Annotated in this window: 12 protein-coding genes; all 12 read left to right on the top strand. The window is 35.3% G+C overall.

Features of this window, described 5'->3' with window-relative positions; translation table 11 throughout:
* Nucleotides 1–591 precede the first annotated feature (591 nt).
* Complete coding sequence (locus ACZ43M_RS15645) at nt 592–1677, top strand: DNA sulfur modification protein DndB (protein ID WP_464503479.1); 1086 nt, start codon at nt 592–594, stop codon at nt 1675–1677.
* Nucleotides 1678–1684: 7 nt separating this feature from the next.
* A complete protein-coding gene (locus tag ACZ43M_RS15640) occupies nt 1685–2716 on the top strand; it encodes a DNA sulfur modification protein DndB (RefSeq protein WP_464503478.1) in 1032 nt (343 codons plus the stop codon).
* A 172-nt stretch (nt 2717–2888) separates the two neighbouring features.
* On the top strand, nt 2889–3455 hold the full coding sequence (locus ACZ43M_RS15635; RefSeq protein ID WP_464503477.1) for a competence protein ComK: 567 nt from the start codon (nt 2889–2891) through the stop codon (nt 3453–3455).
* 493 nt (nt 3456–3948) lie between these two features.
* Nucleotides 3949–5796 carry an anti-phage ZorAB system protein ZorA gene (gene zorA / locus ACZ43M_RS15630; RefSeq protein WP_464503476.1) on the top strand — a complete coding sequence of 616 codons (1848 nt, stop codon included), beginning with the start codon at nt 3949–3951 and terminating at the stop codon, nt 5794–5796.
* A gap of 14 nt (nt 5797–5810) precedes the next feature.
* On the top strand, nt 5811–6566 hold the full coding sequence (locus tag ACZ43M_RS15625; protein WP_464503475.1) for an OmpA family protein: 756 nt from the start codon (nt 5811–5813) through the stop codon (nt 6564–6566).
* Nucleotides 6559–7794, top strand: coding sequence for an EH signature domain-containing protein (locus ACZ43M_RS15620; protein ID WP_464503474.1), 1236 nt, complete (start codon nt 6559–6561; stop codon nt 7792–7794). Before ACZ43M_RS15625 ends, ACZ43M_RS15620 begins: the two co-directional genes overlap by 8 nt.
* Nucleotides 7795–7802: 8 nt before the next feature.
* Nucleotides 7803–10553: a DEAD/DEAH box helicase gene (locus ACZ43M_RS15615; protein WP_464503473.1), complete on the top strand. Its 2751-nt coding sequence runs from the start codon at nt 7803–7805 to the stop codon at nt 10551–10553.
* A gap of 136 nt (nt 10554–10689) precedes the next feature.
* Entirely contained in the window at nt 10690–12432 is a 1743-nt protein-coding gene (locus ACZ43M_RS15610) for a DEAD/DEAH box helicase (RefSeq protein ID WP_464503472.1), read from the top strand.
* A gap of 171 nt (nt 12433–12603) precedes the next feature.
* Nucleotides 12604–13194 carry a DUF1819 family protein gene (locus tag ACZ43M_RS15605; protein WP_464503471.1) on the top strand — a complete coding sequence of 197 codons (591 nt, stop codon included), beginning with the start codon at nt 12604–12606 and terminating at the stop codon, nt 13192–13194.
* A gap of 4 nt (nt 13195–13198) precedes the next feature.
* On the top strand, nt 13199–13744 hold the full coding sequence (locus ACZ43M_RS15600; RefSeq protein ID WP_464503470.1) for a BREX protein BrxB domain-containing protein: 546 nt from the start codon (nt 13199–13201) through the stop codon (nt 13742–13744).
* A gap of 16 nt (nt 13745–13760) precedes the next feature.
* Nucleotides 13761–17306 (top strand): BREX system P-loop protein BrxC, encoded by a 3546-nt coding sequence (gene brxC, locus ACZ43M_RS15595; protein ID WP_464503469.1) that lies wholly within the window; start codon nt 13761–13763, stop codon nt 17304–17306.
* Between the two features lie 87 nt (nt 17307–17393).
* On the top strand, nt 17394–19892 hold the full coding sequence (gene pglZ, locus ACZ43M_RS15590) for a BREX-1 system phosphatase PglZ type A (RefSeq protein WP_464503468.1): 2499 nt from the start codon (nt 17394–17396) through the stop codon (nt 19890–19892).
* Nucleotides 19893–19960: the final 68 nt, after the last annotated feature.

Genomic DNA, 19960 nt, shown 5'->3' with positions numbered 1-19960 from the left:
ATTCTCGTGAAAATATGATTTCACTTGACTGGGTCTTCGCTTCCACCAGCGTTAATAGATGAAGTGATGGTCATTGCTTGATCACTTTTGGTCATAGAATCTTGATAATATAGGAAAACAGTAGAAGTGTTCTATTCAAGGTAAAAACAAAGTAAGACCATAAATATGACTAAACGAAAGAGGTCAACTGCGACCTCTTTTTTTAATTTAATAAATTCAACATTATTCTTTTACAAGCTTATTTGATAATTAGAAAAAACACCCTCAATTCATGGCTCTGCATCATTAATGGATAAATGTTGACCAAAAAGTGTCGAAGATGTTAACAATTAAAAAATAATTATGAAATAGGATTTCTCTTCCTATTTTTCTTAAGAAACGTTTGATTTGTGGTCTATAGACCGCATAAAAACTAGAAACATTTTAAAAAAATATTCATTTTACGATAATAATTGGATTCCGTCAAGGTTCTGCTGAATTGGGGATAACGTACAAGTGAAAAAGTAGAGTTTCAGTAAAGAGTATTCAGAAAAATCGGTTTTACATAGGCTAATATCTTAATATAATAAAGCTCAGGAGGGTTGATGAATTTTGTCGAAACATGACTTTAAAACGATTATTGAGGGAATGGGCCATAACCAATTTGGAAAACAAATACTCGCCACACAAATCCGTTTCGCCACACTGGAAGCATTGTTTGAAGTAGATGAAGAAGTGCAGCGGAAATTGGATCCTGGCAGGCGAGCAGAAATCAGGCAATTTATCTTAACTTCATTAAAGGACAAAGATTTTTACTTTTCCCCGTTTATTTTTTCCGCAAGGGGAGCAGTAACAAAAACCGAACACGGCTGGGCAATTGAGCCGGGAAGCAAGCTTTACATACTCGATGGACAGCACAGAAGCTCTGCGATGGCATCGGCATTAAGCCACTTAAAATCACAAAAGGAAACAGCAGAAGAAACCGGAAATGACAAAGAGGCACAGAAGCTGCAAGGATATATTGATAAATTAAGAGACTATCCGGTGGCGATGCAGGTCTATTTGAACCTGTCGCAGCAGGAAGAGAAGCAGCTGTTCACCGACATAAATACTGAGCGGAAAGAAGCCCATACAGGCATCATCATGCAATACGATCACCGTGATACCTATACAGAATTAACGAGAAACGTAGCCAAGCTACTGCACCACAAGTTTGAAATTGAACACGAACTATCTAGGCTATCTAACCAAAACACAGCGATGACCTCACTTACGACGATGAGAAAATGTCTGCTCGCCTTGTTTGAAGGAAACCTCAGTGTCAAAAAAGGCAATGCTAACTTTGGCCACTACAGCCAGGAGGAAGTCATGACAACCGCACATGCCTTTTTCGATTCATGGCCGCACTTGTTTCCGAAACAAATGGCCAACCGTAAGAAGTTCGTTACCGGCCTGACAGGCATTCAAGTGGCGTTGGCACTTACGGTTTTTAACATGACGAAGAATCAATGTATCTCCCATCTAGAAGCCCTTCAACAGCTGCGACTGTTAAATAAACATTGTTCATGGAAACACGATGACCCGCTTTTTTCCCATCTTTATGATTCAGCATCCAGAAAAATATTGAACCATTCATCATCAACAGCGATACAAAGGACCACGGTGAAATTTTTATCTATATTAAATAAGAAAGGATAGGGTAAACGTGATTGTAAATGACGTATTTTCCAAAAGACAATCTGTCACAACTTACACGGTTCAAGAGCTTTCCTCACTGATGAAAAATGGACAAGTGAAACTCCGTGAGGTGAACAAACTGCATGTCAGAGCGATCAAAAAATACATTCTTGAAAACGTTTTAACGGAGCAAATTTATATTCCTCCACTTGTGGCAACGGCAGCTGTTTTGGAAAATAACAAGCCTTCAGAATTCACAATAATTGATGGCAACCAGAGGCTGAAGGCGTTTTGCCAACTAGAAGAAATGGGGTTCCGTGCCGCCAAAAGCGACAATGAAGAGGAAATGAAAAAAGGCTACAAGCTGCTTCATTTCATTCAGAACACAGAGGTGACCATTCAAATTTTTGAAGGGCTGTCAAAGGAAGAGTCTGACCAGCTCTTTATCGACTTAAACACAAAAGGGAAAAAGGTAGCACTCTCGAAACGGATTGCCTTCGATTCCCGGAAAGAATTAAACATCATCACCAATACGATCCTGAAAACAAACCGGCAGCTAAAAATAGCCGGAGTGGAAATAGAGAAAAGAGCAGTAGTTCGGCCAACCAATAAAAAGCTGCTTTCCCTATCCCAGCTACGGCAAATTGTCGCGATTGTGATTACTGGAAAAATGGTGTATCGAACCGTAAATGACCGGTATGAAACCTATTTGTCTTCCGAGGATTATATCAAACTGGTAAATACTTGGTTCTCAGAACTTTTCCGGTTATATCCGCCAGAGAAAATAGGGGATTTCAATGAGTCAATGATCGCCAGTCAACCATTGCTCATCAGTATCGCTTACTATGCCAATAAAGGTTTGGAAAAAACGAGTTTCGAAGAGCGAAAGCGGGAAACCGTCAATCGAATGCGGGCCTTGCAAAAGGTAGATTTCAATCGATTGAACCCTGTTTGGAAAGAGTTTAAAGGCAGCACCAGAGCCGGCTACTATTATTTGGCCAATGACAAAGCCTCATTCGAAAAGATGGTTGCATGGCTGCAAAATCAAGGAGGTGAGTAGAATGTGAGTGTAAATAATAAAAACCCATAGGCGATCATGTCCTGGAAGACGGCGCCCACGGGTTTCCACAGTTGGGTATACCAACATGTTGTTAGTATACCCTTTTTCATGAAAAATGAATAGTTATAAGTTTAAAAGGTAATCAATCTATCATGAGAAGGGAAGAGTTAACATGAAAATAAAATACGATTATTTGATTAATAATAGAACAATCCTACTGTACGGAGTCCTTCATGAAAATGGACACTTATATACATTTGTCCTGGAAGAAGAAGAAGCATTTTTAGTTGCCATGGCACCGGTTAAGCTAATTGATCAGTCACTTATTAGTTATGGGTCTAGCTTCAGTGGAGCGCTTAAAAGTTCAACGTATTTGCTAGGTAAAGAACGCAAGAAATATCCAATCAAGATAGATGCCTCATTGGACATTTGGTTGTTTCCAACGAAGTCTTATAGACAGGATAATTGCGTTTGGTTTGCCCTCAATCATGTGAGAGATACAATGCCGATTGGTCAAAAATTCACCCAAGTATACCTAAGAAATGGACATATGTTTGAACTGGTAATGAACGAGTCTGCTTTTCGGGCTAAAATTAGAACTACTGAGCACCTAAGGGACAAGATTACATATAATACAACAATCTCTTTAAAAGGTACAGACAAAGTGAGAATGGGATTTACGATTGTAGAAAAGAAGGGCGAGTATAAGTGTAAAGAAAAGTATAAGCTAGATATGTAGACCAATATTCTAATTCTTTTTTTCACCTGTACCTCAGACCTCGGGTATCTATAGAACAAATGAATTAACTAGAAAAACGATAAAGTACTCACAAATGTTGTTGCAGCAATGTTTGTGAGTGTTTTTGTGTTTGGGGGAAATATTAAAATAATGGATAAATAATAAATCAATTTTTTATTTATTTTGTCACTAAAAATCACTAAATACTTATCCCAATTCTTTAGAGAGTATTTATGACATATTAATATATAAGGATTAGTATTGAAAATATTCTTAATGTATTGGCATACCAGCAACGAATGGAAGTATCTCTATAAAAAAGTGCTTATAATCCCTAAGAAAGAGCAGTAACAATGGCATTATAAACAAATAGTACAATCTTCCTGTATTGAATGGAAATACCCTAGTGAATTTCTAATTTCATACAGTATAATGAGGATAATATACTATTAATATTTTATAGTTAGCTATTTTAGTTTAATGGGAGGAAATTATGTCAACAGGTTACTTTATTTATATTCTTTTGATGATTATTATTTTTTTCATTGCTTTACTAACGGTTTTAATACCATACAATAAATCTAAAAGTGATGTAAGAAAAATTAAGTATAAATTAGACGAGCTAAAAGAAGTTCAAGATATTACAACAAGAATTAATGATTTTAATAGTTGGATAGATAAAAATTCTCAGTCTAAATTTATGAAGAATTATATTCAGCCTTCTTGGAAAAATTACCACGATAAGTTTATCCAACTTAAACAAAATGGAAAGCCGTTTACACCAGATGTATATGATTTCTTTCTAGAAGATACACTTATGGATCGATTTGGTAAAAGAAAACTAGTTGAAGCTGTTCCTGGTTCATTTCTAGCAATGGGTATTATCGGGACCTTCTTCGGTATTGCATGGGGAGTATCTGGTGTTCATATTACAGGAGATCCTGAAACAATGAAATCCGGTATAGGGGATTTGTTAACTGGGATGAAAGTAAAGTTTTATTCATCTATTGCCGGGATATTTCTTTCACTTGTTTGGCAGGGAATCGATAAGATTTCTTGTCTCCCCAAACTTTTAGATAGCTTCCATGATTTACGACAAAGTTTAGATATTACTTTCCCTACACAAGAACAAAGCACCGTTCTGTCTCAAATGTTAGTTAATCAAGAAAAGCAGATGAAGGATTTCCAATCTTTTGTCACGGAAATGATGATTCCTACCATGGTTTCAGGGATAACAGATGCAATTAATCAAAGCATAACACCTCATTTGGAACAGACCCAAACGATAATGCAGAATATGATGGATAATGTAAGTACGAATCAGGTTGAAGGTATTAATGCCATGGTTGATCAATTTGTGAATTCCTTAAATGAAATTACCGGAGATCATATGAGGGATCTTGGAGAAGCATTAAAAACTACCATTGAATGGCAGCAAAGAGTGCATTCAGAAATGAGTGCTTTGGTTCAATCAATGCAAGATTCAGCTAAAGAGCAATCAAACATGGTTGAAAAAACAACAGCATTAACAGGTCAAATCAATACCTACACTGAAAAAATTACAAATTACCATAGTGTTATGGAAGAAACTATTAATCAATTAAATTTGACTACCGAGAAAAATACAAGTCTTCATGTTAGCATTTCTGAGTTATTAGAAAAAATGACAGAGGAAAGAAAGGTTTTTCATAATCACTTTAATGAGCATATGCAAACTTTAAAGGAAAGTGGAACATCATTTGTAAATCAGACAGAAAAACAACTTCAGCTTAATAACAAGCTCGAGTCAAATTTAGCATATTTTACTTCACTTTCAGAATCTCAGATGCAACTTTCTGATAGCTTATCGCAGCAAGCTGCTCTATCAAATGAATTAAATGAAAAAACAGATGGTCTAATACAAAAAATTAATGATGCTGGTACGAAGCAAATTCAGCTTCAAAATGAATTAAATGCTGCACTACAAACGATTCTTAAAGAGAAAGCGAATGTAGGTAATATGGTTCATGATTTAAACGATAACTTAATTAGCCAACTTTCCGACATGGATAAGAGAATTGAACATTTAAGACAAGTTTGGGAAACGACCTCCAATGTATTTACAACAGTAAATAAACAACTTGCAGTATCAATGAATCAATTTACTGATGATATGCACCGCGGATTAGAACACACATTTAAACAATTCGATGACGAACTTTCAAAATCAGTAAATTACCTAGCGAAGGCCGTAAGTGCAATTTATGAAGGTGTTTCTGATTTACCAGATTCTATTCAAACATTAAAAACATCGGTAAACGAATTGAATAAGCATGCAAAATCGATGGTTAAAACTTTATAAGGTGTTGAACAATCATGGCAAGAGGATTTAGAAACGCTAACCGTCATGCGACTAGTAGTCATGAAGAGGAAAAAGAAGGATTTTGGGTCTCCTATACAGATTTAATGTCTGGGCTTGTTATTATTTTCGCCCTAGTTTTATTGGTGGCTATTTTTGATATGCAAAAATCTTATACTGAAGCTAAAGTTGCAGTTGAAGAGAAAAATGAAGCTATTAAAAAACAGCAAAAAATGATTGAAGAAGTTGTTGGTGTGAAGACAAAGATTATAGCCCAGTTAGTAAAAGCTTTTAAAGATTCTAATTCACCCCTGGAAGTTGATCCACAAACAGGAGCTATCCGATTTTCAGGTGGAGTTTTCTTTGACACTGACAGTACTGAGGTGTCGCTACAGGGGCGACAATATTTAGAAGAGTTTATACCTCAGTACATTGGGATTCTTCTATCGGATCAATTTAAAGATGAAATAGCTCAAATAATTGTCGAAGGTCATACAGATTCAAATGGAAGTTACTTGTATAATTTAAATTTATCCCAGGGAAGGGCACTTTCTGTTGTAAGTGAAATCTATTCCCTAACCTTTCCTAAATTTGAAAATCAGGAATATTTAAGCAAAATAATTACTGCAAACGGTCGTTCATTTAGTATGCCAATTTTAGATTCAAACGGAAATATTGATGCGGATAAATCGAGAAGAGTAGAATTTAAATTTCGATTGAAAGATGATCAAGTACTGGATAAGATTCAAAAAATGGTGAGCGAAAATGAGTAATAGTCCTAAATTTCACCTATTTTCATTTCATCCATCAAAATTACTGGAAGAACGAATAGATGTGGAAAAAAAGTTTAGTAATCTAGAAGAAAGTGTCGTTAAGATAAGAAGTAGAATGAACCTGCCGAAATTGCTCGAAAAAATACGTAAAGTGCACATGAAAGATTTATCTATATTCATTGAAACATTATCTAGAATGGATATCATGTTATTAATTTATGAATATCCATTTCGAGAAGAGTCGCATGAAACAAAAATGAAAATCAATGAAATTTTGACAAGCAAATATATATCACTAGTTGGAACAACAGCTTGGAATATATTTCAACATGATATTAACGACTCTTATTTGAACAACCTTATTAAAAGATCCTATGAAAAGGAAAAAGACACTTTTCTTAATATTGATAACAACTTCTTAGAACCAATGGGTAGGGCCATTCAGGACAAGGATGGTATTATCAATGGTTTAGTAAAATATTTAGTTACAACGAAGCATATGTTTAGGGAAGTATTATCCAGATGGAAAATTAAAAAGGGTTCCGTTTTGGAAGGAAAATTAATTAGCAATATGTTGATAAAAGGACTTTTTTCTGATTTCATTGTAAAACGAGATGGCGCTGAAAACATTGCAGCAATACTCCAACAATATCCTATGGAAGAGTATAAAAAGTTAATAAAAATTTATATTGAGGCTAGAAATAGAGATGGATTTAATGTAGTCCTAATGAATCAAGCAATAAAGAGATTGCTTGACCCGAGGGAAAGGTTAGATGACTGGACCTTTTTATCGGAAGCCGCTTTGGCTGAAGTCAAAAAGTGGTTAATAGGCAACAAGCTTAAGCGATTCTTTGAAAATGATTCAAACAGTAAAAGATTTGATTATTGGAAGAGATATATTGACTATATGGAGGAGGTAACTCCATTAAAGGTTCCCCTTGTGGCATTTATTTATTTTAAAAATTTTGTCGTTGTAGAATTTGGGAATATAGGAAATGCAGCATATTTTTACCACAAAGATGGTTTTGAGGAAATAATACTTCAAAGAACACATAGTTCAGATTTTAGGAATACCAGAAGCATTCAAAAGAAAGAAAGTCTTCTAAAGGAGCCGGAGAGTTACTATAAAGGAAAAAAATTGTTCATAACAAAAATGGCTCACAGTGGCAATTGGCAATATAGATTTGATTCTGAAATGCGAAATTTACTAATCAGGTTTAATGAGTGAGGGTTCGTATGGCTGGCATTTTTAAATTCTTTAAGAGGGAAGAAGCAATACAAATACCCCAGATTAACATCAAAGTAACTAAAACGATAAATGGGTTAGTATTCTATATTTTTTGGGAAAATCATATGGACTTTTTAAAGTTTCCTTTGAAATTATCTATTTTAGAGATAAAACAACAGAAAAATATAGAGTTGTTGGAGGCATTGGAAGAGTTATGGTATGAAGAATATTTGGAAGTAACTGAGGAAGGGTACCTTCTTTCATATGATAAATTTTTTGAATTGCCTGTAGAGATTAAAAATATTTTACAGATTCCAATAGAGGTAGAGCTTGATCTAAGATTATCCCATGAAGGGGCAATTGGTACTTCCGATTTTAAATTTATTCTAGAAAAAGATTATAAAAACTGGTTTAATATTCAAAATACTGCTAATCAAATAGGCCCCTGGATTACCCTAGCTGATGGAACTGATTTACTTATGGATAAGTCTCAATATGAATTTGAACAGAATATTTATCATCAGCCATCCACAATGGAACGAAATCAAATATTCTCTTATGTCGCTAAAGTCCGAAATGAAGCAATGATAAAAAATATACCACTTGATTCCTATATAGAGAAACAGGAATATCTATTTCTTGATGACTTAGATGTTGAAATAAGTTATGACAATAAAGAGCTGGTTTTACTTCCGAAGTACAGCCATGCAAATCTGGAAATAGATCAGTCCGTTATTGAAGTAATGAGTGATAATACTGCTGCTTATTACTCTGATGGTACTGGAAAAAAGTATTTTGTTGACCGAGAGACTCAATATGAAGCTCAGCATTTAAAACAGTTGGCCCCAATTCGTGGGGTACAGATACCAAAGTTTGTGGAAAACCCAGAAGCGTTTTTACCGAATTTAAAGAGTATTGATATGTCACTTTTTAGTGAGCGAGTAAAATCTCTAGGAATACTGGTTTACCGAGCTCAACCTTATGTCCATGCATCAGAAAAAGAAAGAGGCTGGTTTGATTTAAACATAGGATTTTCAGCTGTAGATGAAAATGGGGAAAAGCAACATGATTTTTCGGAATCGGAAATGGAAAAATTAATTAACCAAGCAAGAGCTAAAGGTGATGAATATATTGAGTGGGCTGGAAACTGGCTTAAGATCCCTGATGGAGCAGACGAATTTGTTGAAGCTTCCAAACAGGTTAAAGAGCACTTTGACCTAAAAAATGGGCTAGACATTAGTAATCTGTCCTATATTCTAGAAATCTACGAAAATATTAATCATTTGGAATTTAACCAGCCTTTGTTGGAAGTTCAACAAGTAATAGATGACCTTGGGGTAGTCAAATCTGAAACCCCACCTCAATTATTAGCAACTCTAAGACCATTTCAAAAAGAGGGATTCATATGGATGAAGCTGCTACATTTTCGTCGTTTAGGGGGGCTTTTGGCTGATGACATGGGATTAGGGAAAACGGTCCAGGTAATTTCGTTTTTAACATATCTTTACAATACAAGTCAGCTGACACCTGTTTTAATTGTAGCTCCGAAAACGTTAATTGATAATTGGTATAAGGAACTTGAAAAGTTTGCACCTTCCTTACTTTCCTCATTGTATATACATCGTGGAAGTAACCGTATTAAAAATCCTGAAGTGATTAAACGGTATGGAATCACTATTACCACTTATCAGACACTCGTTAAAGATCAGTTTACTTTCGGACAAATTGACTGGAATGCTGTCGTTTGTGATGAAGCACAAGCAATCAAAAATCCGTCCACTTCGGCATCAAGGGTTATTAAAGCAATGAAATCAAGGTTTAGATTGGCAATGACGGGAACACCAGTTGAAAATGGTTTAAGCGAATTGTGGTCAATTATGGATTTTGTCCAGCCTGGACTTTTAGGAAGTTTAAGCCAATTTAAACAGGAGTTTATTAATAAGTTGGAGACAATATCTGAATTTGAGGTTGAAAAGGAACTCATTGCAAAGATTTCCAAGGTTTATAAACGAAGGACGAAGTCGGAAGAGTTAGGGGATCAATTGCCGCCAAAACATGTTATAACCAAAGAAGTTGGAATGGGCAAAATCCAGGCAAAACTTTACGAAGATATTATTTCATTGGTTCGAAATAAAATGATGGATGGGTTAGAAGCCATCCAAAAATTAAAGGCACTATCTTCTCATCCTGCGTTAATTTCTGAAAAATATCTTGATCTCCCTGTAGAACAAGTTCCAAAATTACTGGAAACGTTAAGGATAATTGACGAAATCAAACATAAAAATGAAAAGGTCATAATATTTACAGAATACATTAAGATGCAATCAATCTTGAGAAATGCTATCCGTGACCGATTCAATATCAATCCAAATATCATTAACGGGATGACGAATCGAAGACTCGAAGTGGTAAATTATTTTAATTCCAAAGAAGGGTTTGACGTATTAATACTTTCACCTAAAGCAGCTGGAACGGGATTAACAATTACATCAGCTAATCATGTAATTCATTATACCCGTTGGTGGAACCCGGCTGTAGAAAACCAAGCTACAGACAGAGCATATCGAATTGGTCAGGAAAAACCTGTCTATGTATATTACCCGATTGTCACTGATCAACAGAAAATAACCTCAAAAGGTTCCGTCGAAGAAATAGTTCATAATATACTAAATGAAAAGCAAGTATTGGCATCTAATGTAATTACCACGAGTAAGAAGATGAATATAGAAGACGAAGTATTTAATTTTTATTTACAATAATAGATATCAAGATTTAAGGCTCCTAGGAAAACTATGGAGCCCTTCTTTTTTTAACCTTCAAAAAAATGGATATGAAAATATGACAAAATTTAATAGAATAGGTATATAGACACATTTTTAATAGGGAGATAACTTTATGAACGCTTTTCCTTCCGAACAGGATATAAAAACAGCATTAACATTATTAGTCGATGAATATAAGGTTCCGGATTCAATCATCAAGGATATGTTTGGGCAACAAAATTACATAAATTTAAATTCAATATTGGGTTCATTACAAAAAAATACAATAAACACCACTGAACTTACGAGAATGTTAATTATAGAAAAAGGGGCATATCTTTTTTCGGGTCATGATGATGCGGTTCGTTCTCTGAGGGCCCATCTTCTAAGGCAAATTCCTACTGACAAACTAATTGAACTGTATAATAGGAACCCTTCACAGGGACGCTCCATAAATTCACCTTCTTATATGTTCAGACCACTGGCTGAAAAGAAATGGGTAATGGGAGGTACTTGGCCACGTGATTTTGTTAAGACCTTGGGTTTCCCAATGATTTTTTCTGGGATTTCGGTTCCAAAATCTACTTCAACAGAGGCCGTCGTAGATATTGAAGCGCGAAAAGCTGTACCGCCTCTAGCTGGCTACCAAATTGGATTAAAAGAGAGAATGCTAGAAGTCTTACAAATGAAAGGCGATAAAACTAGGTGTGTTGTAACCCTTCCTACTGGTGGGGGGAAGACTAGAGTTGCAGTAGAAAGTTTCATTGAATGGATGCAAATAAGATTTTCTGAAGGGAAATACATGATTTGGATTGCCCAAAGCGAGGAACTTTGTGAGCAGGCCATCTCATGTATTACCGACATGTGGCAAGAGAAGGAGTTTCCGGAATCTTTGAGAATTTACCGTTATTTTGCTGGAAAAAAGGTTCAAGAGGATCAATTAATAGGTGGAGTGGTAGTAGCAAGCATTCAACAGCTATACTCAAGGATAAAGAATAATGACTCAGTTATAAATGAAATATTACTAAATTGTGGTGCTATGATTATTGATGAAGCTCATCATGCGGTTGCACCTATATATCGTACTCTTCTTGATAAAGCTGAAGAATTATGTGGACCTGATTTATTCCCCATATGCGGTCTTACTGCAACGCCGGGCAGAAATAATGAGGAAACCACGATGTTGGTCGAACAATTTCAGGCATACCTTATTCAGCCAAAGCTCCCACCTGACAGTCGATATTACCGAAATCCTCTCTTGTACTTTAGAAATGAGGGTTACCTTGCAGAACCTCGCCATATCGTGTATCAGTCTGGAAGTACGGTGGAAATAAATGAAGATGAATTGGAGGTATCAGAAGGGGATTTTAAACCTGATTTCCTTGAGGTACTTGCGAACGATGAACTGCGCAATAAAACTATTGTGCGCCATTTGCTCGAAATTCCCGAAGGTGCGTCAACTCTTGTCTATGCATGTACAGTTAATCATGCGGAATTTTTAACATCCGTATTAAATGCTGTAGGGAGAAAGGCAGCCTCTATATCTGCTAACACACCTAAAGCTACAAGGAGAATGTATATAGATGCCTTTAAAAGGGGGCAAATTGAATTTTTATTTAATTATGGAGTATTGACGACTGGTTTTGATGCTCCAAAAACTGAATATATTGTAGTTTGCCGACCTACCACTAGTGTTGTCTTGTATGAACAGATTGTGGGTAGAGGACTTCGAGGTCCCAAATTTGGTGGAACGGAAACGTGTACGATTATTGACTTCGCTGATAACATTTCCAGATTAGGTAAGCCTCTTGCATATAAAAGATTTCATGAATTCTGGGAGAACGAAAGCCACCGTGGAAGTTATCATACAGTTTAGGACAAAGAAGTTTATGTCTTTCGAAATATTAAAGGGTTTGATTTATCAAACCCTTTAATTGCATTTGGAATTGCTATCCATTCACCTTTAATACTTCCTTGACTTTTAGTATTATTAGTTATAATAAGAAAAAGTTATTGGTTAATATCCCTTTTAGTTTTGAGGTGTAATATGAAATATTCAGCGGGGTTCACGAAGGAAAGCTGGTCTGAAAAAGAGATGGAAATAACTATAAGGTTAATGTTAAAGGGTATGGATAGAAAAGATGTATTGGATCAAATTGTGAATGAAAACCTTTACCAACTCAGGAGCCCTTCAAGCATTGAAAATAAGTTTCAAATGGTGTATCGCCGATCAAATATGTTGGATGACGCTTTAAAGGAGCATTTTATTAAAGCAAATGACCATGACCGAAAAGCTTTAGTTCTCCTTAGTTTTATTTTGGCATACCGATTTCCCAAGGAGTTTTTTTATGAGGTTATTGTAAACAAGTATCAACTTAAAGAAAAACTACATAAAAGTGATATTGGTTATTATTTCGAAAAAAAAGCATTGGAATCAGATAAGGTGAGCCAATGGAGACCTGTAACTGTCAAAAGATTAACAAATACCCTTATTCTTTTCTTTAGACAATCGGGGATGATTCAACCTATTAATAATCAGGAATTCCTACCTTATCCTATATATATAAGCAAGACATTAAGAGAAATCGCAGATGATAAAGAAACTCTATTGAAACATTTTAACGAACTAAGTAGGTGAGAAGATGAATTCTATTTTGGAGAGACTTGAGAAGATGGATAAACGTATCCATGAACATGGATTTACAACTCCTAGAGGTATTGGGAGTGATATTCCACACTATGTACTTGATTATGAGGCTGAAGATGAGCTCCAAGTTAGATTATATATAAAAAATTTATTGAGGCGGACGGTTTTAAACATAAAGGAGATAAATTTATTCGAATTTCTTTTAAGTTTCTTTCAAGACGAGCTGGAAGAATTGAAGGAACTAAGTGAGGAAGAAGGTATAAATGGCCTTATTGATGCTATAGAGACAATCTTAGATGAACAGCAAACAGTCGTGGAAAGCTTTATTGCTCTCACTGAAGGTGCGGAAATTATCTTTATTACAGGTGTAGGAAGTGCTTATCCATACATACGTTCCAGTCAGCTATTAAAAATGTTATCAGTAAATGCATTTAGAAAGCCAATAATCTTGTTTTATCCAGGACATTTTACAGGATTAAGGTTAAAAATGTTTGGAATCTTGGATAATGAAGACGATTATCAACTATCTAGGATTTCATAAATTCGGGGGAATAATTATGTTAATTGAAGAAATTTTTAAAAAAGATATATACCGAAATATCAATAGTGTAGTCCAAGCGGGTCAATTAGACGAGGAAACTATCCAAAATGAGCTAGAAGAATATGTCATGACAGAAGAAGGGACCTACTTTCTTGAATCCTTCTTTAAGAATTATTTAGCAGTATATAAGAATCCATCGGCTGACATTGGGGTGTGGATATCTGGTTTCTTTGGTTCTGGTAAATCTCACTTTTTGAAAATACTATCATATATTCTTCATGGCAGAAATGTTCGAGGGAAAAGACCTGTTGAATTCTTCTATGAAAAGACGAACAATCGATATCTTTTAAACATGATGGAGGAAAGTGCTCAATATCAAACCGACGCGATCTTATTTAATATCGATTCAAGAACTTCCTCAGCTTCCAGTGAAAAGGAGCGTATTGTCGAAGTATTTTTGCGTGTTTTTAATAGGCACCTTGGGTATTCAGATACACTTTGGGTAGCAGAAATGGAACGTCAACTAGCTGATGACAATAAATACGAAGATTTTAAAGCTGCAATTTCAGAGATTACCGGGAATTCATGGGAACAGGTTCGTTTAAAAGTCTTACTTAGAAAGAGAAAAATTGTTCAGGCACTTGTCAAGATCGGATACGAAGAGAGTACGGCAGAAGCATTTTTTGAAGTAAATCGTCACACCTTTGAGATGACATCTGAACGTCTTTCCCAGTTAATAGCTAACTACTGTCGTGAACGTGGGACCAATTACCGACTGATATTCTTAGTAGATGAGGTTGGTCAGTATATAGGAAATAATACAAGCCTTATGTTGAACTTACAAACCGTGGTTGAGGATTTAGGGAATCGAAGTCGAGGTCAAGCATGGGTGCTTGTCACATCACAAGAAAAACTAGAGGCTACAGTGTCAAATCTGGATAGTACAAAAGACTTTTCAAAAATTCAAGGGAGATTTGCCACAAAAATTAATCTTTCTAGCGCTAATACAGATGAAGTCATTAAAAAAAGGTTACTTGAAAAGAAGGATATTGCGGCAGATACTTTAGTTACTATTTATGACCAAGAAGAACAGATGATTAGAAATCGTCTCAGTTTTGACCATAATACAACTCAACTTCGCTCTGGGTATCGGTCTGCAAAAGAGTTTGTATCTATTTATCCTTTTGTTCCATATCAAGTAGATCTGTTACAAAAAATCTTCACAAAAATTAGAAATCAGGGTGAAGGTGGTGCTGCTGTTGCCCACGGAGAACGTTCGTTATTAAAAGGATTCCAAGAGGCAATCCTAGCTAATGCAAATGAGTCGGTTTCCAATATGGTTACATTATCAGAGTTCTACCCATTTATAAGGGATTATCTTGAATCCAATATAACAAGTACAATTGCAAGGGCAGAAGACAGGGCACGTAATAATGAAATTCTCCAACAAAAGGATATACCTGTCCTGATGACATTATATTTAATAAAGGGAATAGATGAGATAAAAGCAACTGCCAATAATATTGCTACATTATCATTAGAAACTATTCATGACGAAAGGCAGCCGCTTGAGTTAAGGATTAAAGAATCTTTAAATAGACTTCAACAGGCCATGTTCATTGAACAGCATGCAGATGGAACCTATTCATTCTTATCTGATGAGGAACAGGAGGTCAATCGAGAAATACGGGTTGAAGAAGTTGATCACAGGATAATTAAACAGAAGCTCAGTGACTTGTTCTTTGGAAAGATGTATCCTAAGATTCGATATGACTTTAAACAAGAAAGTATATCGGCCACATTTGATTTTAATAAAAGATTCGATAGTTATTCAAAGGGGCCGATGAGTCACGCATTAACTATGCAGGTGTTTTCTGGAGGGATTACTCCGACTGAAGCTGCACTACAAGCAAATTCAGGGGTGCTTGTAATTACTCTTGAACCTGAGTCACTTGCCGAGGCAGAGAGTTCATTAAAGTTTATTGAACAAGTTCAAAGCTATATTCGCAGGAAGCGTGGCCCAGGAACAACACAATTACAGCACAGGATATATGATGCAAAACAGGCTGAAATAGATGAATACGCGGATAAGGCTGAATTATTACTTCGAAAATCATGTAATGAAGCAAAAATTTATATTCAAGGTCAAGAACGTTCATTTAAAGGAAGTTTTGATGCTCGGTTAGACACTGCTTTAGAAATGCTTGTTTTAAGTACCTATTCAAGATTTCATTACATTGATACACCAATTTCATTTCGAAATAGTAAACAAGAATGGATGCAGATAAGCGAAGCAGGTTTTGAGAACAATCTTTTTGGATTAAATAACCAAAAGGCTTTTGATGATATGAGACATTATGTAGATGAATTGGCACGACTTAACGATCGAAAAACACTAAAAGATATCATATTAAAATATAAAAATGTTCCTTATGGCTGGCAGGAACAAGATACTATTGGAGTTTTGTTAGGATTAATGAACGCAGGTAAAGTTAAGTTGAGTTATGCCGGTGAACCATTCACACCAAATAATCCTTATTTTTATGATCGGGTAGATAAAATATCAGAAAGAGAACGAATAATTATTATACCGATTGTGGCGATGGACCGTGAAGTGAAACAAGATATAATCATTTTGTGTCGAGAGTTTTTCTCCATCCAAGAAACTTTTGAAACATACGAAGATTATCATCGCATTATACTGCCTAAGGTAGAAGAGATGTTTATTGAGCCAATGACAAAGATAAGAGAACGAAGAAATCAATCCTTATCAAGCGAATATCCTTATCCTGGTGAAAAAGAATTAGCAAGAGTGACAACAGAAACCCAACGCCTCTTACAAAACAGGGATTCTGAACAGTTTGTTAGAAGTTTTATCCAGTTGGAGGATGAGGTGGATAATTGGTTTTCTATTATTGAAAAATTACAGGGATTTTATTTTAAAAATCCAATTCAAAAATTTGATGAAGCTGTAAGTATATTGAATGAGTATAAGCAGGATTTAATTATTATTCGCAATGAGGAAATCAGGGAAATCGAATCTCAAATCAAACAAATTCTTATAAAAGAGAGTCCATATCGTGATATTCCCGTACTCCCAACACTTGTTAAAAAGTTAAGGGGAATGTTGGAAGGAGAAATGGAAAAGCAAAAGGTAGCTGTATTAAGACAAGCGGAAAATGCCATTTCTAAAATAAACTCCCTACACGATAAAGAGGTATTCAGTCCTTATCCTGAAATCATTACCTTTATAGAAAATCAGTTGACTGAAGCCAAGCAGATTTATGAGGGGATTCAAAATGGAGAACGGGTCACATCTATTCGTTTATTACTACAACAGGTATTAGAGATTGCAACAAATACTGAAGAAAATGCATATCAAATGATACCAGATAAGGTTATTGAAAAAACTCCTAAGCCTATTTCAGAAAATCAAATCTATAATTTATTTTTCAGTGGTTTAGAAAAGATTGAAAGTGAAGCGGATTTAGAAAGAGCGATCAATCAAATAAAAGAAGAATTTAAGAAAGAGTTACAGCATTATTATCTAATAAAGCAATAATACTGTACACAAAGTATATAAACTAAAATATATTGTAACTTGGAAAGAGGAAAGTTTCCTCTTTCCTTTCGAATAGGGGTGACCCACTTGAATGTCATCGAGATGATAAAAGAAAAAATAGTTGACGAAGAAGGAAAAAAAGGCCGTGCTATTGTATTTTGGTATGATCCAAATGAGCAGGAATCAATAGATGATTTAATAGAGGCTTTACCAGAGGTTCAAATACGACAATTAACTGAGAGAAATTTTTTTAGTATTAAATTGGAAATTGAAATTGAAAGACCCAGAGACACATTTCTTTTATATGCAACCTTCTTTAAACCAAGTGATAGGAATAATCTTCTGCTGGACATTCTGTTATACGGTACGGAATTTAAGTCAGATGAAACTGCAATTTTGGCTGAAAATCTTGGTATAAGTGATAGTGTTCTCAGAGAAACGATGAAAAAGTATCCATTGTTTTTCAGAAGTAAGGAACGGAAAACTATGCTCGGGAAAATTATACCGACAAATGCTTCAGACCAGGAGTTGGAGCTATCCATTTTAGCTGTTTTGTCTGGTGCGAAAGTACCTGAAATAAGGTTGATTCTAAAAAACATACTATTGAATGGGCTGAATACCCCTAAAAATGAATTAGTTGGGAAGATAATAAAATTTTATTCTTGGGACCGGACATTAGAAATAATTCAACAGTATTTTGGAGTATTTCTGGAGAATAATCACAACTCATTACAGCAATTACTAAATGTTTTTATCTACCAACATTTGAAGCAAAATATCGAATGGAGCTTTAGGGAGTGGGAAGAAAATTGGAGTTCGTCTTCTCCTAATTTATGCGCTTTGTTTATTGAGGATTGGTTAAATTCTAATGTAGAGGAGACATCGATCCTTGAAGGATACCTTAAGGATTGGGAAAATGGATACTCTATAGAACATGTGCTTCGAAACAAAACTGTTGAAGAGATTGAAGATATTTACACGGTCCCAGTTGTAGATGTGCTTATCATTGAAAAGTGTGTACAGGAACTGGAACACGACTTAGTTGAGTCAGAGGAATGGATGGATAGGATAAATAAACGATTAAGATCTTTTTGGGGAAGGAAGAACCCTGTATCTGCTCTTTACAGTACATTATTTCATGCAATTAAACTTACTAATTTGAAGAAAAGAATCATTTCTCAAATTACAACAGATATTTATGATCAGTATGCTAATGAATGGTATATGGTTGACAAAGCTTATAGAAACTTCATAAATTGCTATTTAAAAGTTATTCACAGGGACTGGTTAGGTAACGTGCCAAATATATTGACTAATTGGTACGAAAATGATTTCCTAATACAGTTAGCAAACGAAACTAACCAGTGGCTAGAGCATTCTTGGAACACTAAAGTCAAAAAGCAAACATCTTTTTTCCAGACATACATAAACCCAATACTTGAAAAAGAGACAACCAAAATATTCGTTATTATATCTGATGCGTTTAGATACGAATGTGCAATGGAACTTCAAGAAAAATTGAATCGTCATACAAATGGAAAAGCTGATGTTGAACCTATGATAGCTTCCCTTCCAAGCTACACAAAACTAGGTATGGCTTCTCTGTTGCCGCATAAAGTACTGAATCTAAAGGATAATGGTTCTATTTTTGCTGATAACATGCCAACAGATGGCTTGGTAAACCGGCAAAAGGTTTTACAAAGCAAGGAACCAAACACAGCCGTTTTTCATTTAATTGAATTACTACAATGGAAAAGACAGGAAGTAGATGAAAAGCTAAAAGGAAAAAGACTTGTATATCTATATCATGATTTTATCGATGCCATTGGGGATTCAAGGAAAACAGAGCGAGAGACATTCGATGCTGTTGAAAAAGCCATTTCAGAACTTGATAAAGCTGTCACAAGACTTTCGAGTCTCCAGGCTAAAAGAATCTTTATTACGGCTGATCATGGCTTTTTATTTCAGTTTAAACAAATTGAGAACTATGGGAAAATTGATACGCCTTTGGGAAACAGGGTTGACGGGAATAGGAGGTTCTCTGTAGGAAATCATTTAAGTGCTAGGGAAGGCTCTATAAAACTAAATATTAATCAGACTCCATTGAATCAATCAGACGTAGTCATTGCTAAAGGCCTAAATAGATTTATTGGGGGCGGAGGATTGCAGTTTATCCATGGTGGAGCCATGCCCCAGGAAGTAGTTATCCCAGTAATCGATTACAGGAAAATTGAAAAGGCAGTCTCAGTTGATATTTCAGTGGCAGTTATTGATAAAAATATTACAAATTATCGTGTGCCAATAACTTTTTACCAAGAACAAAGTGTTGGGGATGCATATAACCCTCGAAATGTTAAAGCTGCTTTTTACAAAGAAGGAGAACGTATTTCAAATGAGGTAGTTCTGCATTTTGGTTTAACAGGTGAAAACAACGAACGGAGTCAGAATGTAACGTTTAATTTGGTTGAGAAATATTACAAAATTGGCGATACGTGCAGTTTGGTACTTGAATCGTTGGAAGGAGACAATGTTAAAAGGTATAAAGAAGAAACCTTTACTCTCCGCTTATATGAATCACTTTATTAATTTTTGTCAGAAAAGCAGGTGCTGCGCATGCTCCGGATAGGTGAGTTGGTTAAGGGTCCATTCTGGCC

This window comes from Neobacillus sp. B24 (assembly GCF_055381825.1).
Note: the sequence above shows the minus strand (reverse complement) of the source record. Positions and strands in the feature narration are given on the sequence as shown.